The sequence below is a fragment of the Rhizobium sp. P38BS-XIX genome, from assembly GCF_012641435.1.
In the GTDB taxonomy this organism is placed as follows: domain Bacteria; phylum Pseudomonadota; class Alphaproteobacteria; order Rhizobiales; family Rhizobiaceae; genus Rhizobium.
In genome coordinates this window covers 438,818-459,337 of record NZ_JABAIJ010000001.1, presented here as the reverse complement: position 1 = coordinate 459,337, position 20,520 = coordinate 438,818, and the positions used below count along the sequence as shown (strand labels likewise).

Sequence of the window (20,520 nt, the reverse complement as noted above, 5' to 3'; positions counted from 1 at the left end):
GCCGTAAGTGTTTCTTAGCTGATATCTGATAGGCGTTTTACGGCAACGACCGGATAAGCTGCCATGAACACTCCTGAAAAGTCCGAGCAGTTCAACTTGGACAACATTCGCAAGCAGGTTTCGGAAATCCGCACCCGCAGTACGGAGGAGTCTTCCGAGCGCGCTAGCGGCGAGCTCAATCCCTATGCGCGACAGATTGCCGAGCAATTCCGCGAAAGCAACCAGACGCCGTCGATCATCATCGGCCAATACAGACTGTTCGAATTCCTGTCATTGCTTGCGCTCGGCCTGACGCTTCTGGTGTTGGGTGCCTCGGTCAGCGATCATCCGCTCCTGCTGAAAGCAGCCTTGGCCATTGCAGTGAGCGGTCTTGCGACCATCTTCATGCAGGTGGCTGACGCCTATCAGATTCCGGTTCTGCGCTCCCCGCATCGCTTTCTTCATCGGATTCTCGGACCATGGGCTGTCGCCTTCGCGGGAATAACCATCGCGCTCTTTCCCTTCGCTATCCATAAAGTCTATTCGATCACGCTTCTCGCCACATGGCTTGCTACGGGCGCAGCCTTCCTCCTCGTTGCCAGACTTCTGTTCGCCTACGGCATTCGCCACTGGGCTCGCAACGGCGTCATGGAACGACGTGCAGTCATCATCGGTGGCGGCGAGCCCGCCAAGGAGTTGATACGCGCGCTCGAGCACCAGCCCGATAATGATATCCGCATCTGCGGCATCTTCGACGATCGCGGTGAGAAGCGGTCACCTGTCATGGTCGCCGGCTATCCGAAACTCGGCACTGTCGCCGAACTCGTCGAGTTCGCTCGCCTCACCCGTGTGGACATGCTGATCATTGCGCTTCCCATCAGCGCCGAGGACCGCATCCTGCAGCTCCTCAAGATGCTCTGGGTGCTGCCCGTCGATATTCGTCTGGCGGCACATGCCAACAAGCTGCGCTTCCGACCCCGCGCCTATTCCCACGTCGGCGCCGTACCGATGCTTGATATCTTCAACAAGCCGATCCGCGATTGGGACGGCGTTGCCAAGCGCATTTTCGACATCTTCTTCAGCCTGCTGGCACTGGCGCTGGTGTGGCCGATCATGCTGGGCGCCGCAATTGCGGTCAAGGCGACCTCGAAGGGGCCGGTCTTCTTCATGCAGAAGCGCCACGGCTTCAACAACGAGATCATCAACGTTTTCAAGTTCCGCTCGATGTATACGCATATGAGCGATCCGACCGCACGCAATGCCGTCACCAAGAACGATCCGCGCGTTACCCCGGTCGGACGCTTCATCCGCAAGACATCCATCGACGAATTGCCGCAGATCTTCAACGTGCTGCTCGGCGGCCTGTCGCTGGTGGGACCGCGCCCGCATGCCGTCCTCGCTGCCAGCCATAACCGCACATATGCCGATGTCGTCGAGGGTTATTTCGCCCGCCATCGCGTCAAACCCGGCGTCACCGGCTGGGCCCAGATCAACGGCTGGCGCGGCGAGATCGACAGCGACGACAAGATCAGATTCCGTACGGCCTATGATCTCTATTACATCGAGAACTGGTCGTTGCTCTTCGATCTAAAGATCCTCTTCCTGACGCCGTTCCGTCTGTTCAACACGGAAAACGCGTATTGACCTCGATAGAGCTCTCCCCTTCCCGCGTGGCGCAGCCGCAGGTCGCAGCAATGCGGCTCATCGGCACGGCCAGCGTTGCCGTCGGGGTATTCCTGTCGGGTTTCGTCATTGCCGAGCCTGCGCCTTATGAGTTGTGGCTCGCCTTTCTCATCGGCACATGGTTCATTCTTGGACTAAGAATATCGCGCAGTGTCGGGCCGCTTCTGGCTCTATTCATCACCTTCAATATCGGCGGCATGCTGTCGATCACGCAGATGCGCGATCTGGCTGCCGGCAATCACCTCGACGGTCCGATCTATATCGCGGTATCGACTTTCCTGGCCCTCAGTTCCGTCTTTTACGCGGCGATCGTCGAGGACAACCAAAAGCGGCTGAGGCTGATCTTCAACACATGGGTCGTGGCTGCGCTGATTACCGCAAGCCTCGGCATTCTCGGCTATTTCCATGCCGTACCGGGCTTCGATATCTTCACCCGCTACGACCGCGCCATGGGTGCCTTCCAGGATCCGAACGTCTTCGGTCCCTACCTGGTGACACCGAGCCTTTATCTGATGCACGGGCTTCTCGTCGGCGATCTGAAAAAAGCGCCGGTCAAGGCGGTCTGCCTGCTTGTTCTGGCCTTTGGTGTCTTCCTGTCCTTTTCTCGCGCGGCCTGGGCTCTTTTTGCCTTCGCATCGGTGATGCTGATTTTCTGTATGCTGCTCAAGCACCGCAGCAATACTTTCCGGCTCCGCATCTTGGTGATGTCGATGACAGCGATCATCTTCATGGTGGTGCTGCTTGTCGTCGCCCTGCAATTTCCCCAGGTCAGCGACCTGTTCACCACGCGACTGCAACTCGTCCAGAGCTATGACGGCGGCCATCTCGGACGTTTCGAACGACACGGTATCGGCTTCATGATGTCGATGGAACGACCGCTTGGCCTCGGACCACTGGTCTTCGGCCAAATGTTTCGCGAGGACGAGCACAATACCTGGCTCAAGACACTGACCACCTATGGCTGGATCGGCTTTGCCTGCTGGATCAGCATGATCTGCTGGACCATCTACATCGGCTTCCGCAACTTCCTGAAGGAGCGCCCCTGGCAGCCTTACGTGATGATAGCCTGGATCGTCATTCTCGGCCATGTGGGCATCGGCAACGTCATCGATACCGACCACTGGCGTCATCTTTACATGCTGATCGGCATCGTCTGGGGCTGCGGTGCCCTTGAGCAAAGGTATCAGCGTAGCTTGAGTGGCAGGGGGGCAGCACCTTGAATATCCACAGCAGCATCAGGCGCCTGTCTCTGTTGCAGGTTCTCGAACCGAGCGGCGGTGGCTCGGGACGGCATTTCCTCGATCTGTGCCGCGCCATGCAGCATCGTGGTCACTCGGTGACGGCTGTTTATTCACCGGTGCGCGCAGAGGCGACATTCGTTTCCGAGCTGGAAAGCATCGGTCTGGACAATGTCATTCCACTCGCGATGCGCCGTGCTCCAGGTCCCTGGGATATCACGGCATGGTGGAACCTGCGCAAGATCGCGACCAATCGCGGCCCTTTTGATCTGATCCACGGCCACAGCTCGAAAGCCGGTGCGCTCACGCGCCTGCGGCTGCCGGGCAAGCACGTTCCGGTTCTTTATACGCCGCATGCCTTCCGCACCATGGACCCGACGCTCGGCTCAAAGGGCCGTTTCGTCTATGGCGGCATCGAACAATTGCTCGGCAAGTGGCTGACGGATCGCCTTATCTGCGTTTCCCGGGACGAGTATAATCACGCGGTGTCGATCGGCATTCCCGAAGATCGCCTGAGCATCGTTGTCAATGGCGTCAACGCCCCGCCCATCAGCCAACGCGGCGCGGTTCGCATGCGCTACGAAATACCGCAGGATGCCCTGCTCTTCGGCTTCGTCGGCCGTATGACCCGGCAGAAGGCACCGGAGAGACTAATCGAAGCCTTCGTTCAGGTCGCAAAGGAATTGCCGCAGGCTCATCTGCTGATGATCGGCATTGGCGAACTGGCACCGGCGATTGCCGACATGATCCGGAAAGCGGGTCTTGAAAATCGGGTGCGCCTCGACAGCAGCGTCCCAGGGGTCACGGCGATCGATGCATTTGATGTCGTCGTCATGCCGAGCCGATATGAGGCGATGTCCTATGTGATGCTGGAGGCAGCGGCGGCGGGCAAGCCTTTGCTGCTGGCCGATGTCGGTGGCGCCCGCACCGTTCTGGAGCCGGGCAAGAATGGCTATCTCGTGCCGAATACGGACGATCCGCGCGAACTGGCCGCCGCGATGAGGCGATTTGCCGATCCCAGGTTGCTGGCAAGCTTCAGCGCGGAAGCACGTCGCCGCAAGGACGACTACACGCTCACGGGAATGGCCGATGCGACGGAGCAAATCTATTTCGATTTGCTCGGCTATCCTGCCCCTGCTCCACTGGAAAAGCCCGACAACGTCAGGCTGCGGAATGCGGCCGAAGATCGAACCGGCAACGCGACCGCATTTCCCGTCCGCGCATGATTTTTAACGGCAGTCGGTTTCGATCTGCGATCTTATGCGTTACATTTAAACGATGATTACATCAGCACAATTACGCGGCGCACGCGCCATGCTCGGACTGACAGTGGAAACGCTTGCCGGCGAGAGCAAACTTTCCGCATCCACCATCCAAGCGCTCGAAACAGACGTAGCTTCCGCGGATATGAAAGCGCTTTCGGCGCTGCGTTCCGCCCTTGAAGCACGCGGCCTGCTTTTCCTTGCCGGCGGCAGCGATGGCACCGGCGGGGCCGGCGTTCGCTTCAAGCACTGGTCCGATAACGAGGGCATTCGCCCGGAAAATCTCAACGCCACCAATGATGATTGATCGCGAAAGCGGTCGAACACATCCAGGAAATGCCTGACCGCACCCGCCTCCTAAGGCAGTGCGTCAGGCAGTCAATCCCCAGCTTTGGACCAATTGCTCCGGCGCGGAAACCGCCGCAGGCAAGATATAGCGTTCGGTATCGTTCGCCGGCTCCCATCCCTCGATGCCCGGAACGACGGGCAGTCCGTGACCAAAGCCGTTCAGCGTCACCAGTTCCAGGATCATATTGCCGTAATCGTCCCGCCATTCGCGACGCTCGCCGCCTTCGAACAGGCGCAAGCGCCCCTTGATGCGGGGGCGTTCGCGGGCGGCAAGCCATTGTGCCACTGAAGCTTCGGCATTCGCGAACGAGACGACCTCGTCTTCATCGCCATGCCAGATGGAAACGACCGGATAGCGCTCGGCATCAGGCGAAACCTCGCGAATGAGTTCGCCCCACTTCTCGGCATCGCGCGTGGACCCCCTGTTCATCACATCCAGAGCCGACATGGCATCGCGCGCCGCGCCGAACGGAAGGCCGCCAATGATGGCGCCTGCGGCAAACAGCTCCGGATAGGTGGCCAGCAGCGCTGCGGCCATCGCACCGCCGGCAGACAAGCCCATGACGAAAATTCTATTGTCGTCGATGTCATGGATTCGCCGGCTGAAATCGATCATTTCCCGGATGGAGCCGAGCTCGCCGCGATCGCGCGTGACCATGCTCGGCCGGAACCAGTTGAAACAAAGATTGGGATTGTTGGCGGCCTTTTGCTCGGCATAAAGCACGGCAAAACCATGCTTGCGCGCGAGCATCGTCCAGCCGCTGGCGCGATCGAAATCCTCGGCATTCTGATGACAGCCATGCAGCACGACCACAAGCGGCATCGGCCCCTTGATACCGGGCGGCACATATTCAAGCATACGAAGATCGCCTGGGTTACGGCCGAACCACAAGACATCCGTCAGGCGCTGCGGAACTGACCGCGCGGAGATGCGACGACGCGCCGGCTGCGACAGCGGCCGTGTCATCGGAAACTTGAGCTGCGGAAGCTCGACGGAATCGACGAGCAAGCGGCGAAGCCGGCTCGGAACCTTGAAATTCATTATAGACCCTTCAAATTATCCGCGTCAGCCGCATTCGGTTTCATCCGTAGCGCCAAACGCAAACTGCTCCCGCACGGGATCAGTAACATCGAGAAATTCATTCTCTTTGTGCAATGCAGCGGATATAGGGTGGCACTGTCGCTTCGAACATACACAAAGCTTCATTGCAGCTATGTGAAATCAGCTTAATCGATTAGATTCAACGCCATAAAAAAGCGCGGTTGCGTCAGAAATAAGCTCTCGCAAGCGCGAGAAGCTTGGCGTCATCCTTCACGCCTTGACGATAAAGCTGAATGATCAACGCTCCCAGGCGCTCGGCTTCCGAGCTGCGCGCGTTCATGCCGCGGTCACGGCACACGATTTCCAATATTTTTTCAAGGCGATCCAGATCGTCCGAAAACAGAGGCAGATCCCGCGGATGGATAGGCGTTTCCAACATTTGCGCCGTCTCAATGTCCTTCGGGCCGAGGCACGCAAAACCTCGTCGGTGCCCGTGCAATACCCGACGACAGAACTGAACTATGCGCTTTGGCTTCAACCTTGGCAAGGAAGCTTTTGGGTAAATCACCCAAGCCGACGCATCTGTGATTCGCAAATTATAGGGTATGTTGCACCGAGAATACAATTTTAGGTTATGCCGTCACCAAGACTTTATCTCTTTCTGCGACAAGCAAGGAAAATGGAGACAGTGCGATGAGCAAAACTATTATTTCGATCATTTCAGGCCTGCTTTGTGTCGGCGTGGCGCTGCCCGTCACAGCGCAGAACCTTCAAAATCTTCCGCTGCGCAATCCGCGGCAAGTTCCAGAAGGATATATTTCCGTCCAGTCGGGAATATCGCTCTCTTACTCCGTGCAGGATGGCGATGACGAAGGACAGCAGGAGAAGGCATTGAAATCCTTCTATAAGGTCGCGGCGAGCAGTTGCACCACTCTGCTCGAGAGCATCGCGGACGCCTGCGAAATCACCGCCATGTCGAACAATACATCGCTCAACAATCTCGACGGTCGCGGCCAGAGACTCACGATCAGCGGCCAGATCACGATGTCGGTGAAGCTGAAGCCGTCAACGGCGCCGGTAAGGTAAGAATCCCCTCCTCCACAGCCGATACCGCGCAAGCCAACGGATCGGTAAGAAATGGCGGCGATAATCCCCCTCGCAATCGAGGGACAAGACCATGGCAAAAGCGAAACGACGCGTGCGGCGCAAGGCGCAACCAAAGGCGGGCAATTCGATGTGGCTGTGGGGCGTCGTCGGCCTGGCCACTATTGGCGGCATATATGCCTACCAGCATCGCAAGGATATGCCGTCGATGCTCGCGCATGCGAGCGCAGTCGCAGGAATGCCGCATATGGCCCAGGTGGCTCAGGATGCGCCGACCCCGACAAGCAAACCGAAAATCAAAACCGCAGCGGTTACACCCGAGCCGCATGCGGCATCCACACTCCCGGTTCCACCCGCCGCGATCCCCGTGGCAATGCCAATCGCCAGAATGCCGAGCGAGCGGCCGGTTCCCGGCTTACGGGCGCAGACAGGTGGTCGGTTCGTGCTCTGCGCCGCCGGTTCCGGCACCAACTGCGTCGTTGACGGCAACACCTTCTGGCAAGACGGCATCATGATCCAGCTGGCCGATATCGACGTCCCCGACGCCTCCGCAGGGCGCTGCCCGAGCGAGCGGCAAAAGGCCGTGGCGGCGAAACTGCGCCTGCAGGCCATCCTCAACGACGGCACCTTCGTCCTTTCCGGCAGCAACCGTCGCGACGACGATGGCGGCGGCAAGATGCGCATTGCTATGCGCGCCGGTCGCTCAATCGGGGATCAAATGGTATCGGAAGGATTGGCCCACCGCTGGACTGGCCAGGCATCCTCATGGTGTGGCTGAAAATCTGATTGGGAGTTCAAGGAGATAAATGGTCGGGGCGACTGGACTCGAACCAGCGACCCCTTGACCCCCAGTCAAGTGCGCTACCGGGCTGCGCTACGCCCCGACCTGCCGAAACGGCTTGTTTCGTTTAGAGTTTAGCGTTTCGCGACGCAAGCGAAAAGTAGCGACCAACTCAGAAAAAATTGCCGTCTAGCGGCACAACTGTCTCGGGCCGTGGCTTGGCTGATAGCTGTTATCCGAAGCGCGATAGGATCGGTAGCGGCTGGCGCAAGCGCGCGTGTGGTCATCGTAATAGCCTTGAGCGCGCTGACCCTTGAACAGGGTTCCCGTCACGAAGGATTTGAAAAGCACGCCGCTATCTGAATCATCGTCGTAATAGCTATCGTTACCGTGCAGCCGATGACCGCTGCCCCAGTGACCGTGATGATGCCAATGGCCGTGACCATGGTGATCGCGCACCTGAATGACGTCGGATTGCTCGGGCACCGACAGTGCCGGCATCATCATCGCACCGGTCGGCGCAGCGGCAGCAGCGACCAACGGCAAGCCAATACCCACGACGGAGATCAATCTGGCAATCGTAAACATAAGCGACTCCTTCAAAATCCGGCGGCGCTGCCCAAGCACATCTGCGTGAAAAACCTTGTCGCCGTAAGCACCGATATTACCTCTATATAGTGACTTCGATCCACACTCATAGATCTCCCTCCGCCTTTATTGATCGGCGAATTTCAGGGAGTGAGACGCGAGCGGAAAGTTAAGGCGATGAAGCCCCTTTTGGTCCTTATGCTGTGCGCACCATTGCTTGCGGCATGCAACACAACAGAGCCCCTGCAGCCGATTCCCGGCAGCATTACCTATGGCGGGCAACCGCATATGAAGCTGACGCAATCGCCGCCCGGCGCACGAATTCAACATCGCTTCACCAATCAATGGGGAGAGGATGTTTACGAGACCTACATTCTCCAGCCTGACCGGAGCCTCAAGCTCGTCAACCGCGAGATCGTGACCCCATTCTGACTGTCGGCTGCATAAACAAAAACTCCGCCGGGATGCCGACGGAGTTTTCTATTTTCAGAACCGATGGATCGGACTGATTACCAGCAACGGTAGCAGCGGCGATAGTACGGCCGACCGTAGTAGCCGCGATGATGGTCGCTGACGGCAGCGCCGACCAGAACGCCGCCGATGATGCCGGCTGCGGCAAGGCCAGCGGCCTGGTTTTCAGCCTGCTGCGCCTGAACGCGGTTCGACTGGTAGGTCGCACCGACGCAACGGTTATAACGCTGCGTACCTGGACGCAGACCCTGCTGTTGGCAGGTCATTTCGGCACTCATCGCAGATTCCTGCGGCGTCTGGCAGCTTGATAGAATGGTAGTCACGGCAAGCAGGCTCGCGGCCATGGTGGCACGTATACGCATATTCCCTCCGGCAAATAGTTACACAACCGTGAGAAAGCGAACTACAGCCAAAAGTAATGTTTAGCAAGTCGAGCTTATCAAGTTTGGCGCGAATTTTGGCAAAAATGCGCCAGAGTGTGTTCGAAAGATGGCATCATGATTAACAGCGGATACGGTCAGAAACAAAAAAGCCCCGCAGATTGCGGGGCTTCCATGTCGTTCCATCCCTCTGCGGCCATAATCAAAGACTGCAGACGTCACTAGATCCGAGATCAGAAATTGCGTTCGAAACGCAGGATGCCGGCGACCGTATCATCCTTGATATAGTCGTAGTGCATGTAGGTGAGTTCCGGCTCGACGAGGAAATCCTTGACCGGATACATTTTGAGGTTGGTCGTTGCCTCAAACATCTTCGAGTCGGTATAGGCCAGCTGGAGGTTCCACTTCAGCTTTTCGTTGATCGGAACGCCAACGCCGCCCCAAACAGCCCAGTCACCCCAGCCGCACTTGCCAGCATTGGTGCCGCTCGAGGTCGTGCAAGCGGAGATATCCTGGTTGGTGCCGGCATATTTGTTCAGCTTGTCCCCATCGGTGTTCCAGCCTCCCATGAGGAATGCTTCAACACCGCCGAATTTCGCGTCGATGCGTGCCTTGATGGCGCCTTCCTCAACGATGGAGTCATAGCCGCCAACAACCTTGAAGCCCCAGTCACCCGTCTTGTAGCCAAAACCGGCGACCACGTCAGGCGCGTAATGATCCGACTTGTCGTCCGTCCACCAGCCGGCACCGTAGGATGCTTCGCCGTCAGAGGTCGAGTTGCTGTCTTCGAGGGAGATGACCGCCGTGAAGCCGTTGCCTGCGTCGTAGTTGTAGGTCAACTGGTTGAGTTCGTATGGACCGTCGTAGATCGCGTCGTCGTTGACGACGTCGCCAGCGTAACCGACATACAGGTTGTACTGCGAGTCGAGCTTACCCACGGTGAAGCCGCCGAGGCTGATGTTGGCAAACAGCAGCTTAGAGGAGGTCGCGCCTCCATCGTTCCATTCCCAACGGAAGATCGTATTGGTCTTCAGCGGGCCGTATTCGGTATCGGTTGCGGTATCGACATTGAGCTCAACGCGCTCATGCCAGAGGGTACCTACCCTGCTGCGCGGATTGTATGCATCGTACCATTCGCCTTCGGTACGGACTTTGCCGCCGACCTTCAGGCAGGTTTCGGTGCCGGGGATATAGAAATAGCCGGTGCCGTAAGCGTCGCAGATGCGCACATATTCCAGAGGCTCGGGCTCGGCTGAAACGATTGCATCGGCGGAATGGGCAGCGCTCGCTGCAGCGAGGGCAGCGGCGGAGCCAAGAAGCAGGCTCTTGATGTTCATGGTGTCTCCATTCGACTATTCCATCAGGGGTGGAGTCTCCCGGCAGACAATTTCTTGCCCCTCCAAAGCCTGACTGGCTGTTCCCTTTTTAAGGGTGAAGCAATGTAGCTTCCTCATCAAACTGAACCCAGACTGAAGATCCGGCAAGTTAATAAGGACACCAAACTAAGTCATGAAACACAGAAGGGCGCTAATGTGACAAAAATATCACCGAACTAGGGCCGGTTGAGTGGCTGCAAGCATCCGCCCAGCCTCGCCAACGTAACGACGCCTCGAAACTATCCATAATTGTATGGGTGGCCACCGGCAATCAGCAGAGAACGCCAATCGGAACACCGCAGCTTCACAGCGATTCGAGAGCCTTAACGAACCTGATCGAGCAGACGTTTGCATTCCAGGAGATCGTACAGCGTCTCCTGTAACAAAGCGCGGTCTTCCTTGCCGACGCTCGATTTGCCGATCGAAACATCGGGAGCGCCATCGTCGCCACTGACGAAGTTGAAGAAGCGACGGCTGATCGGCGCCTTGGCGCGGCCGACGAGCTGGTCTTCGTCCGGGTTGGCGGAATTGACGCGCGGTTCGACGGGCGCCGGCTCCTGCGTCGCGGCGGCCAGGGCTTCGACACTGGCAAGATCGCCATGACCTACCGCAATGACAAACTTGTTGCCATTGGTCTTCAGCAGCTTCTGAACGCCCTTGATCGTATAGCCATGGTCATAAAGGAGATGGCGGATACCATTGAGCAGATCGACGTCTTCGGGACGATAGTAGCGCCGGCCACCGCCACGTTTCATCGGTTTGATTTGCGGAAAGCGCGTCTCCCAAAACCGCAGGACATGTTGGGGGAGATCGAGGTCTTCCGCCACTTCGCTGATGGTGCGAAATGCATCCGGGCTCTTGTCCATCATCATACTCCCACAGTGCGAATGCGGTGCCATCAGGCCCGAATTACACAAACCGGATATCAACATCGTACCCGCCCGGATACGACTCACCATATTTCAACGGTTTGGCGGCGGAAATTCAAGTGGCTTGTTCGGCTGCTGCACAGCCAAGCTGCGAAACCGGCAAGAACGCAAATATCAAAGGCCGCAGCGCGGAGCATGCGGCCAGCGAAAAAATCATCTTTTGCGGGAATTCAGGACGCGGGATTGGCCGGTCTGGCCTTTGCCTTGCGGCTCGCATGCGCCTTCAGAATGCGGGTCTTCAAAACGTTCGATGCCTTGAACGTCATGACACGCCGCGGGGAAATCGGAACTTCCTCGCCGGTCTTCGGATTTCGACCAATGCGTTCATTTTTATCACGCACCTGAAATGTCGCGAAGGAGGAAAGCTTTACGGTTTCGCCGCGCACGATAGCATTGCAGATTTCGTCGATCACCGTCTCCACGAGCTCGGCCGACTCTGTCCGGGAAAGACCGACTTTCCGGAATACCGACTCCGCCAAGTCTGCGCGCGTGACTGTCTTGCCCGTCATAGCTCCCCGCCCATATTGATAGGTAATCTTATTCTAGCCTTACGAGAGTATTGCCCTTGCGCCGAACGGTCAAGCTCTTGTTGGGAATCGGCCTTTAGAGACATAGTGTTACCAGCGAAGCAGAACCGCGCCCCAGGTGAAACCGCCACCCATGGCCTCCAGCATCACCAGGTCGCCCTTCTTTATTCTGCCGTCGCCGGCCGCAGCCGCGATCGCCAGCGGGATCGATGCAGCCGAGGTGTTGCCATGGAGATCCACGGTAATCACAACCTTTTCGGGAGCAATTCCGAGCTTCTTGGCCGATCCGTCGATGATGCGCCGGTTGGCCTGATGCGGCACCAGCCAGTCGAGATCTTCCACCGTGGTACCAGATGCGGTGAACGCAGCTTCTATCACGTCCGTGATCATGCCGACGGCGTGCTTGAAGACTTCGCGCCCAGCCATATGAAGAACACCGACCGTGCCTGTCGAGGACGGTCCGCCATCGACATAAAGCTTATCCTTGTGCGAGCCATCCGAGCGTAGGCTTGCGGTCAGTACGCCGCGATCGGTGTTGGCGCCGCTCCCCTCGCCTGCCTCCAGCACCAGCGCGCCAGCGCCATCGCCGAAGAGCACGCAGGTCGTGCGGTCGGTCCAATCGAGAATACGTGAGAATGTCTCAGCGCCGATGACGAGCACGCGCTTGGCAAGGCCACCGCGAATATAGGCATCGGCCGTGGTGACTGCATAGACGAAACCGGTGCAGACGGCCTGAACGTCGAAGGCAAAGCCATGATGCATGCCGAGCCGGTTCTGGATGTTCACCGCGGTTGCCGGGAAGGTATTATCCGGCGTCGATGTGGCAACAATGATCAGATCGATATCGTCGGGCGTGAGGCCGGCATTGGCAAGGGCTGCACGCGCGGCCTGCTCGCCAAGCGATGCCGTGGTTTCGTCATCGCCGGCAATATAGCGCTGACGAATACCCGTGCGCTGTACGATCCAGTCGTCGCTTGTATCGACGACCTTCTCCATCTCGGCATTGGTCAAGACGCGTTTTGGGAGCGCCGCCCCAAAACCGCGGACAATTGAACGGATCATTCTGCTATTACCCCGTCGATCATGCTGCTTCCGGCCCGATGGGGGGCAGCCGTTTGGCATGATATTTCTTCAAATCGTTTTCGATTTTCTGCGTCAGACCGTTCTTGGCCATGTCGTAGCCGACATCGATGGCCGCAGCGAAGGCTTCTGCATTGGCCCCGCCATGGCTTTTGATAACGATGCCGTTCAGGCCGAGAAAGACGCCGCCGTTGACCTTGCTGGGATCGAGCTTTTCGCGCAGCAGGTCGAAGGCGCCCTTGGCAAAGACATAGCCGATGCGGGCAAGCAGCGTGCGCGACATCGCGGCACGCAGATAGGCGCCGATCTGCTTTGCAGTCCCTTCCGCAGCCTTCAGCGCGATATTGCCCGAGAAGCCTTCGGTGACGACGACATCGACCGTACCCTTCCCGATATCATCGCCTTCGACGAAACCGGAATAGTCGAGCGACTCGAGATTGGCTTCGCGGATCAGCCGGCCGGCATCCTTGACGTCTTCCTGCCCCTTGATCTCTTCGACGCCGACATTAAGCAGACCGACGGTCGGGCGCTCGATCTCGAAAAGCGCGCGCGCCATGGCGCCACCCATCAGGGCGAAGTCGAGCAGTTGCTGCGCGTCGGCGCCGATCGTGGCGCCGACATCGAGCACGATGCTTTCGCCACGCAGCGTCGGCCAGATGGCGGCGATCGCCGGACGTTCGATATTGGCCATGGTGCGCAGGCAAAACTTCGCCATCGCCATGAGCGCACCGGTATTGCCGGCGGAAACGACGACGTCGGCATCGCCGGTCTTTACCGCCTCGATCGAGCGCCACATGCTGGACACGTAGCGACCGCGACGAAGAGCCTGGCTTGGCTTTTCGTCCATGCTGATGGCCACATCGCAGTCGTGAAAGACCGATTTTTCACGCAGCTTGGGAAATTTTGCGAGGACCGCTTCGCAGCGATCCTTCTGTCCGTACAAGATAAAAGTGATATCGGGATGCCTATCCAGCGCCTTGGCCGCGCCGGGAACAACAACCTCTGGGCCGAAGTCGCCACCCATCAGGTCAAGAGAAATTCTGATCACGCGTCCCTAGTCCTTTTTGTCCGCCGAGCGCGGCGAATTTGGCGTCAAAATACCGTTTTCTCCCTGGGTTACAACTGAATTGTGTTCAATTGCCAGGAAGGTCTAATCCTTTTTCCAGTCTTTCAGAACCGCGAACGGCGAGGGTTTCTTGTCATTTTCGCCGGTGTCTTCGATGTGCCCTTCGAACTCGACGCCGGGCTTGCGCGGGTACGGATCGATGGCAAGCGCCGTGAATTCCGCAACAACTTCGCCGGCATCAATCGTGTCGCCGGTGAAGGTCTCCGGCAGATCCGGACCATCAGGATCGAGCACCATTTCACCGGCATCCGTCGAAGGCGCGCGCGCCAGTTTCGAATCCTCCGGCACGAAAATATGTTCGAAATTCTCGTCGATATCGGATTCGACCGGCTCGAGCGTCACGACGCAAGCCTGGACGATCTTTGCCCGGACATTGCCCTTGATCCGGACGCCATCACGCTTCCAGCGCGCGATCTTCAGATCGGCCTCGAGCTTCTCCACCGAAAGGACGTTCCAGAGCGCGGCAAGGCCGGCAAGCTCGCGTTTATCCGCCTCGACGTGAACATCGACCGGGTTTGCGGAAATGTGCCCAACCTTCACGAGGTAGGAAAAAGGTGTTTCGTCGGAGTTATGTGTTTTCATTGTTGTCTCCTAAACTGCCTGCTGGCCCAATCTCGGCGGGATCGGCACCGTCGCTGATCCCGTCGCAAGATCGGCCTCGCTTATCGCTGCCAGATGCGCCTCGGCCGCCATCATCCAATCGGCGAGCGCCGCCATCGATGGTGCGCTGCTCTCCATTTTTGGATAGATGTTGCGCTGAAGAGCCACGGCAAGAGCAGCTCGATCATTGCCGTCCATCGCCGCCGCATAGCTCTCAAGCCGTCCGTAAAACATCCCGGCCAGTTTCTTCATGCGCTTCGGCACGCTGTTGTCGCCGATTCCAAGTTCGCGGATCGAATAATCGATGTCCTCGAAAAAGGCATCGACGATCTCCTGCGCGAGCTCCTGACCGCTGGTCACGGACGATCGCGTGCGGCGAAAGAAGAGGATCATCATGACCGAAAGCAATTCGAAGCGCCCCATCACCGTATCCGGCACATCGTAGTCGGTATAGAAAACCGGCTGCCGTGCCGCTGACGTCAGAAGCTCATACTGCCTGACGACGATGATCTGATTGTGATTTCTTTTGCGAAAGAGCCCAAAAATCATGAGAATTCCCGGAATTGGCTCATTCAGAGCGCGCCGTTTTTGCTTGGCCTTGTTGCATCCACGCAAAAGCTGGTTTACCGAAGCAGGCGCGAATTGCAATGCCGTTTGTGCCCGCTTCCAAGCTCCAAGCCCTCACCGTCGTGATGTTGTGGATGATTGCTGGTGAAGAGTGTCGAACAACATGATTGTATCTTTTCCAATCGCGGAAAGGCCACAATGATGTGCACAGCAAGGTCTACCGGCCGTCCGGCCATCGGATTGATTCATTAGGGGAGATGAGATGTCGTTGACCAGACGGTATTTCAAGTCTGACATAACTTTCAGCAGCAGTGCCGCCATCGCCCTGGTGATTGCGACCGTGGGACTCACGGGTTGCCAGACCGGCGAGGTCATGAACAACGGCTATATCTTCGATCAGCAGTCGCTGGCGCTTGCGCCGGTGGGCTCCAGCCGCGAGCAGGTTCTGCTCTCGCTCGGCACGCCCTCGACCACTGCGACGTTCGATGGCGAAGTCTTCTATTACATCTCCCAGAAGCGCACGCGCGCTGTCGCCTTCATGAAGCCGAAGCTGGTCGACCAGAACATTCTGGCGATCTATTTCGACAAGGATGGCGTGGTGAAGCAGGAAGCCAACTATACGCTGAAGGACGGCAAGGTCTTCGACATGATCAGCCGGACGACGCCGACGGGCGGCCGCGACATCACCTTCCTGCAGCAGATCCTGCAAGGCAGCGGCAACGGCGTCAACGGCGCGAGGAACTTCCTCAACAACCTCAACCCGGGCCAGTAAGCCAGGACGATATTCCAGCAAAAACCCGCGAGGTTCGCCCCGCGGGTTTTTCTTTATCCGTTCGCTTTGCTTTCCTTATCCGGCGAGAATCGCAAGCAGCAGCAGCGCGACGATATTCGTGATCTTGATCGCCGGGTTGACCGCAGGGCCTGCCGTATCCTTGTAGGGATCGCCGACGGTATCGCCCGTCACCGACGCCTTGTGCGCTTCGGAACCCTTCAGATGGCGCGTACCGTCCTTGTCGACGAAGCCGTCTTCAAAGCTTTTCTTGGCATTGTCCCATGCACCGCCGCCCGACGTCATCGAAATGGCGACGAAGAGGCCGTTGATGATCACGCCAAGCAGCGAGGCGCCGAGGGCAGCGAAGGCCGAAGCCTTGGAGCCAGAGATCAGCAGCACCCCGAAATAGACCACCACCGGAGCCAGGACCGGCAGCAGCGACGGAATAATCATTTCGCGAATGGCCGCCTTGGTCAGCAGGTCGACGGCACGACCGTAGTCGGGACGCTCCGTGCCCTGCATGATGCCGGGCTTTTCCCGGAACTGCCGGCGCACTTCCTCGACGATCGAGCCTGCGGCGCGACCAACGGCCGTCATCGCGATGCCGCCGAAGAGGTAGGGAATAAGGCCGCCGAACAGGAGGCCGGCGACGACGTAGGGGTTGGAGAGATCGAATGAGATCGTGCCCACATTGGCGAAATACGGGAACTTGTCGCCATGGGCCGCGAAATATTGCAGGTCGTTCGAATAGGCGGCGAACAGCACGAGAGCGCCGAGACCAGCCGAGCCGATGGCGTAGCCCTTGGTGACGGCCTTGGTGGTGTTGCCGACCGCATCCAGAGCGTCGGTCGATTTGCGCACTTCCGGCGGAAGATGCGACATTTCGGCGATACCACCGGCATTGTCCGTGACCGGACCGAAGGCATCGAGCGCAACGATCATGCCGGCAAGCCCGAGCATGGCCGTGACGGCGATCCCGGTGCCGAACAGGCCGCCGAGTTGATAGGTGGCGATGATGCCGCCGACGATGACGATCGCGGGAAGCGCCGTCGATTCGAGTGAGACGGCAAGGCCCTGAATGACGTTGGTTCCGTGTCCGGTGACCGACGCCTGGGCGATCGAGTTGACCGGGCGCTTGTTCGTGCCGGTGTAATATTCGGTGATAACGACGATCAGTGCCGTCACGATCAAGCCGACGATGCCGCAGCTGAAGAGCTTCGTTCCGGTGACGTCGAAGCCGCCGACCGTGCCGACAGAACCCCAACCGATGGTCAGTGAGGTCGCGATAGCCAATCCGACGATGGAGAGGATGCCTGTGGCGATGAGCCCCTTGTAGAGCGCGCCCATGATCGAACCGTTGGTACCGAGCTTGACGAAGAACGTACCGATGATCGAGGTGATGATGCAGGTGCCGCAAATAGCCAGCGGATAAATCATGGCGGAATTGAGCAGAGGCGTGCCTGCAAAGAAAATGGCCGCCAGAACCATGGTGGCGACGACCGAGACCGCATAGGTCTCGAACAGGTCCGCTGCCATGCCGGCGCAATCGCCGACGTTATCGCCGACGTTATCGGCAATGGTTGCGGGGTTGCGCGGATCATCTTCCGGGATGCCGGCCTCCACCTTGCCGACCAGGTCACCGCCGACATCGGCGCCCTTGGTGAAGATACCGCCGCCGAGACGGGCGAAGATCGAAATCAGCGAGGCACCGAACCCAAGCGCAACCAGCGCATCGATGACATCGCGCGAACCAGCCTCATGGCCGAGAATGCCGGTCAAAACATAAAAATAAATGGAAACGCCGAGCAATGCGAGACCGGCAACCAGCATGCCGGTGATGGCGCCCGACTTGAAGGCGATATCGAGGCCGGCCGAAAGGCTATGCGACGAGGCCTGCGCCGTGCGGACATTGGCGCGCACGGAGACGTGCATGCCGATGAAGCCGGCACCGCCTGAGAGAATCGCGCCGATCAGGAAGCCAAAAGCGGCTTCGGCGGACAGGAGAAGCCAGGCTGCGATGAAGACGATGACACCGACAATTGCAATGGTTCTATACTGGCGCGCCAGATAGGCTTGCGCGCCTTCGCGGATATAACCCGCGATTTCCTGCATGCGTGCGTTACCCTGATCGGCTGAAAGCACCGACCGGGTCGTCCAGATGGCATAAACCACCGAGAGCAAACCGCACGCGATTACACCTAAAAGAATCGACATTTCGCTTTTTCCCTCCAAAAAAGCCGGCGGTTCACTCCTCCCCCGGCCGCCTGCGACAACCGGTGCTCCCCTCCTCCAAGGCGATCTACGGATGTGCACTGCGAGATTGCTGTTGGGAAAACGTCGCGTCAAGACCGCCCGCAGGTAAAACACCCGCAGGAGGTTCAAAAGAATATTCGAAGATGAAATCAGACGCGAACGAAGGAAACGAAAGCGCCAAACACGGGCTTCCGTCTCTCGGGCGAAGCTTACTTCTTTGCTTCGCCGCGAACCTGCTTGGCGATTCGGTCAAGCACGGCGTTCACGAGTTTCGGCTCATCCTCCTCGAAGAAGGCATGGGCGATCTCGACATACTCAGTGACGATCACCGGAACCGGCACGTCCTTGCGATCGATGAGCTCGAATGTACCAGCACGCAGAATGGCGCGCACGGTGCTGTCCAGACGCGAAAGCGCCCAGTCGTCCTGAAGCGCCGAGCCGATCAGCGGATCGAGCTTGGTCTGTTCGCGCACGACGCCGGATACGATGGAGCGAAACCAGGAGGCATCTGCCTTCAGATAGGTCTCTCCGTCCAGCTCCTGTCCGAGACGGTGCGCTTCGTATTCAGCCACAACTTCGAGAACGCCAGTCCCGCCGATATCCATCTGATAGAGCGCCTGCACCGCCGCAAGGCGTGCTGCGCCCCGCTGGTTGGCGAGTTTTGCCGGTCGCTCGTTATCCTGATTGCTCATGTATTATGCACCCAATTTCTCTTTCAGCGCGATCATGGTCAGCGCTGCGCGGGCGGCAAAACCGCCCTTATCCTTGTCCGAACGACGCGCACGCGCCCAAGCCTGCTCGTCATTCTCGACGGTGAGAATACCGTTGCCGATCGCAAGCGATTCACTGACGGCGAGGTCCATCAGCGCACGCGAGGATTCATTGGCAACGATATCGAAATGATAGGTTTCGCCGCGAATGACCATGCCGAGAGCGACGTAGCCATCATATACAACATTGCCGTTGTCGCCGCCATCGAGCGCCATGGCAATCGCAGCCGGGATTTCCAGCGCGCCGGGCACGGTTACGACATCGTAGGTCGCGCCGGCTTCGTCGAGCGCAGCCTTGGCCCCATCGAGCAGAGCGTCGGCCATGTCATCGTAGAAGCGGGCTTCAACAATGAGAATGTGGGCATTCGAAGAGCTGGACATACATCACCTGCGGATCAAGAGGGGGCGCGACACCATATTAGGCGGGGTCAAATCACGGCGGGCCGCACTTGGCAAGTGTTTTTCAATGGTCGACGCCAATTCCGGCCCTATTTGGAAATGATCGCGGCAGCATGGAAATTCCGGCTTCCTTGCGCGCAGGCGCTTCGCTAATAATTTGTGGCTGGGAGGGGGAGGTTCATGACGAAGAAATCCATACCGGCCGTCAATGTCGGCAAACTCAAACTGGAGCATTGGCGGCAGGGGAGCTTTTTTGCCGGTAGCGACACTTCCTTCGGCGCATTGCTGGGGCTGAAGGACCTGGGGATCAGTTATAACGAAGTACCCCCCGGCAAATCGGGCTGTCCGTTTCATAACCATCACGTCGAGGAAGAGCTTTTCATCATTATCGACGGCGAAGGCGAATATCGCTTCGGCGACGAGCGTGTGGCCGTTGGCAAGGGCGATGTGCTCGGCGCTCCGGTGGGCGGCCCGGAGACAGCGCATCAGTTGATCAATACCGGTCCTGCCGTGCTCATCTATCTCGCCATTTCCACCAAGGCGCGGACGGAGATCGTGGAATATCCGGACTCGGGCAAATTTCTGGCCAAGACCAATCGGGACGGCAAGGCAACGTTCCGCGCAATCGGTCGCGCCGCGACCACCAATTTCGATTACTGGGACGGCGAGCCCGGCGCCTTCGACGACTGACCATCACCAAAAATATTTCAGCAAAGATCATATCCGATGACGATCATTCCGACATTGACGACTGACCGCCTTTTGTTGCGTGGCCACCGGCTTGATGATTTCGATGAATTTGTAGAGCTTTGGAAGCATAAGGATCTCGTCCGTTTCATCGGCGGCGAGATGCCGACGCGCGAGCAGATCTGGGCGCGACTGCTGCGGTATGCCGGCCTTTGGCATTATCTCGGCTTCGGGTTCTTCGCGGTGGAGGAGCGCCAGAGCGGCAAGCTCATCGGCGAAGTCGGCTTCCTCGATCTGCACCGTGACATGACGCCATCGACGGAAGGGACGCTCGAAGCCGGTTGGGGCATCACGCCGCCGATGCAGGGCAAGGGCTATGCGACGGAAGCAATGCGTGCGGCCATCGCCTGGGCGGAAGAGCAGTTCGCAGGCCGGCGCATGACCTGCATCGTCGAGCTGGAAAACAAGCCGTCGCTGCGCGTGGCCGAGAAAATCGGGTTTCGGCGGATCGGCGAGATCGTTTTCAAGGACAAACCAAACGCCATGTTCGAGCGATAG

24 protein-coding genes and 1 tRNA gene are annotated in these 20,520 nt (G+C 58.4%); 10 read left to right on the top strand and 15 right to left on the bottom strand.

What is annotated here, in order from left to right; translation table 11 throughout:
* Positions 1–63 precede the first annotated feature (63 nt).
* Genes HGP17_RS02250 through HGP17_RS02235 form a run of 4 tightly spaced genes read left to right on the top strand, consistent with a single transcriptional unit; the run spans position 64 to position 4,469 of the window.
* A complete protein-coding gene (locus HGP17_RS02250) occupies positions 64–1,623 on the top strand; it encodes an undecaprenyl-phosphate glucose phosphotransferase (protein WP_168805561.1) in 1,560 nt (519 codons plus the stop codon).
* Positions 1,620–2,882 (top strand): O-antigen ligase family protein, encoded by a 1,263-nt coding sequence (locus HGP17_RS02245; protein ID WP_168805559.1) that lies wholly within the window; start codon positions 1,620–1,622, stop codon positions 2,880–2,882. The genes HGP17_RS02250 and HGP17_RS02245 overlap by 4 nt, the downstream gene beginning before the upstream one ends.
* Positions 2,879–4,126: a glycosyltransferase gene (locus HGP17_RS02240; RefSeq protein WP_168805557.1), complete on the top strand. Its 1,248-nt coding sequence runs from the start codon at positions 2,879–2,881 to the stop codon at positions 4,124–4,126. Before HGP17_RS02245 ends, HGP17_RS02240 begins: the two co-directional genes overlap by 4 nt.
* Before the next feature lie 52 nt (positions 4,127–4,178).
* Positions 4,179–4,469, top strand: a complete 291-nt coding sequence (locus HGP17_RS02235) for a helix-turn-helix domain-containing protein (protein ID WP_168805555.1) — start codon at positions 4,179–4,181, stop codon at positions 4,467–4,469.
* Positions 4,470–4,532: 63 nt separating this feature from the next.
* On the opposite strand, the gene HGP17_RS02230 is transcribed toward HGP17_RS02235, so the two are convergent.
* Positions 4,533–5,552: a PHB depolymerase family esterase gene (locus HGP17_RS02230; protein ID WP_168805553.1), complete on the bottom strand. Its 1,020-nt coding sequence runs from the start codon at positions 5,550–5,552 to the stop codon at positions 4,533–4,535.
* A gap of 226 nt (positions 5,553–5,778) precedes the next feature.
* Complete coding sequence (locus tag HGP17_RS02225; protein WP_168805551.1) at positions 5,779–5,991, bottom strand: hypothetical protein; 213 nt, start codon at positions 5,989–5,991, stop codon at positions 5,779–5,781.
* 254 nt (positions 5,992–6,245) lie between these two features.
* On the opposite strand from HGP17_RS02225, the gene HGP17_RS02220 reads away from it, so the two are divergent.
* Together HGP17_RS02220 and HGP17_RS02215 are read left to right on the top strand one after the other, a co-directional pair.
* The gene (locus tag HGP17_RS02220; protein ID WP_168805549.1) at positions 6,246–6,638 is read left to right on the top strand and encodes a hypothetical protein; all 393 of its coding nucleotides are present in this window, start codon (positions 6,246–6,248) and stop codon (positions 6,636–6,638) included.
* A gap of 91 nt (positions 6,639–6,729) precedes the next feature.
* Complete coding sequence (locus tag HGP17_RS02215) at positions 6,730–7,434, top strand: thermonuclease family protein (RefSeq protein ID WP_168805547.1); 705 nt, start codon at positions 6,730–6,732, stop codon at positions 7,432–7,434.
* A gap of 29 nt (positions 7,435–7,463) precedes the next feature.
* Here the strand turns inward: HGP17_RS02215 and HGP17_RS02210 are convergent.
* A tRNA-Pro gene (locus HGP17_RS02210) sits at positions 7,464–7,540 on the bottom strand.
* An 86-nt stretch (positions 7,541–7,626) separates the two neighbouring features.
* Positions 7,627–8,025, bottom strand: coding sequence for a BA14K family protein (locus tag HGP17_RS02205; protein WP_168805545.1), 399 nt, complete (start codon positions 8,023–8,025; stop codon positions 7,627–7,629).
* A gap of 177 nt (positions 8,026–8,202) precedes the next feature.
* On the opposite strand from HGP17_RS02205, the gene HGP17_RS02200 reads away from it, so the two are divergent.
* Positions 8,203–8,457 (top strand): hypothetical protein, encoded by a 255-nt coding sequence (locus HGP17_RS02200; RefSeq protein WP_168805543.1) that lies wholly within the window; start codon positions 8,203–8,205, stop codon positions 8,455–8,457.
* Positions 8,458–8,534: 77 nt separating this feature from the next.
* Here HGP17_RS02200 and HGP17_RS02195 read toward each other — a convergent pair whose 3' ends face one another.
* The 8 genes from HGP17_RS02195 to HGP17_RS02160 form a co-directional block, all read right to left on the bottom strand.
* The gene (locus tag HGP17_RS02195) at positions 8,535–8,858 is read right to left on the bottom strand and encodes a hypothetical protein (protein WP_168805541.1); all 324 of its coding nucleotides are present in this window, start codon (positions 8,856–8,858) and stop codon (positions 8,535–8,537) included.
* Between the two features lie 251 nt (positions 8,859–9,109).
* On the bottom strand, positions 9,110–10,213 hold the full coding sequence (locus tag HGP17_RS02190) for a porin (RefSeq protein WP_168805539.1): 1,104 nt from the start codon (positions 10,211–10,213) through the stop codon (positions 9,110–9,112).
* 362 nt (positions 10,214–10,575) lie between these two features.
* Positions 10,576–11,124 (bottom strand): MerR family transcriptional regulator, encoded by a 549-nt coding sequence (locus HGP17_RS02185; protein WP_168805537.1) that lies wholly within the window; start codon positions 11,122–11,124, stop codon positions 10,576–10,578.
* Between the two features lie 227 nt (positions 11,125–11,351).
* Positions 11,352–11,690 carry an integration host factor subunit alpha gene (locus tag HGP17_RS02180; RefSeq protein WP_007692773.1) on the bottom strand — a complete coding sequence of 113 codons (339 nt, stop codon included), beginning with the start codon at positions 11,688–11,690 and terminating at the stop codon, positions 11,352–11,354.
* 108 nt (positions 11,691–11,798) lie between these two features.
* Positions 11,799–12,770 (bottom strand): beta-ketoacyl-ACP synthase III, encoded by a 972-nt coding sequence (locus tag HGP17_RS02175; RefSeq protein WP_168805535.1) that lies wholly within the window; start codon positions 12,768–12,770, stop codon positions 11,799–11,801.
* Between the two features lie 19 nt (positions 12,771–12,789).
* Positions 12,790–13,836, bottom strand: a complete 1,047-nt coding sequence (gene plsX / locus HGP17_RS02170) for a phosphate acyltransferase PlsX (protein ID WP_168805533.1) — start codon at positions 13,834–13,836, stop codon at positions 12,790–12,792.
* Between the two features lie 102 nt (positions 13,837–13,938).
* Positions 13,939–14,496 carry a DUF177 domain-containing protein gene (locus tag HGP17_RS02165; protein ID WP_168805531.1) on the bottom strand — a complete coding sequence of 186 codons (558 nt, stop codon included), beginning with the start codon at positions 14,494–14,496 and terminating at the stop codon, positions 13,939–13,941.
* A gap of 9 nt (positions 14,497–14,505) precedes the next feature.
* Entirely contained in the window at positions 14,506–15,063 is a 558-nt protein-coding gene (locus HGP17_RS02160) for a ubiquinol-cytochrome C chaperone family protein (protein ID WP_168805529.1), read from the bottom strand.
* Between the two features lie 280 nt (positions 15,064–15,343).
* Between HGP17_RS02160 and HGP17_RS02155 the strand changes: the two genes are divergently transcribed.
* Positions 15,344–15,853, top strand: coding sequence for an outer membrane protein assembly factor BamE (locus HGP17_RS02155; RefSeq protein ID WP_168805526.1), 510 nt, complete (start codon positions 15,344–15,346; stop codon positions 15,851–15,853).
* Between the two features lie 75 nt (positions 15,854–15,928).
* On the opposite strand, the gene HGP17_RS02150 is transcribed toward HGP17_RS02155, so the two are convergent.
* From HGP17_RS02150 to HGP17_RS02140, 3 genes are all read right to left on the bottom strand, one after another.
* Positions 15,929–18,067: a sodium-translocating pyrophosphatase gene (locus HGP17_RS02150; RefSeq protein WP_168805524.1), complete on the bottom strand. Its 2,139-nt coding sequence runs from the start codon at positions 18,065–18,067 to the stop codon at positions 15,929–15,931.
* A gap of 248 nt (positions 18,068–18,315) precedes the next feature.
* Positions 18,316–18,798 (bottom strand): transcription antitermination factor NusB, encoded by a 483-nt coding sequence (gene nusB / locus HGP17_RS02145; protein ID WP_168805522.1) that lies wholly within the window; start codon positions 18,796–18,798, stop codon positions 18,316–18,318.
* A gap of 3 nt (positions 18,799–18,801) precedes the next feature.
* Entirely contained in the window at positions 18,802–19,257 is a 456-nt protein-coding gene (locus HGP17_RS02140) for a 6,7-dimethyl-8-ribityllumazine synthase (protein ID WP_168805520.1), read from the bottom strand.
* Between the two features lie 198 nt (positions 19,258–19,455).
* On the opposite strand from HGP17_RS02140, the gene HGP17_RS02135 reads away from it, so the two are divergent.
* Positions 19,456–19,965, top strand: a complete 510-nt coding sequence (locus tag HGP17_RS02135; protein ID WP_168805518.1) for a cupin domain-containing protein — start codon at positions 19,456–19,458, stop codon at positions 19,963–19,965.
* A 36-nt stretch (positions 19,966–20,001) separates the two neighbouring features.
* Positions 20,002–20,520: a GNAT family N-acetyltransferase gene (locus HGP17_RS02130; RefSeq protein WP_168805516.1), complete on the top strand. Its 519-nt coding sequence runs from the start codon at positions 20,002–20,004 to the stop codon at positions 20,518–20,520.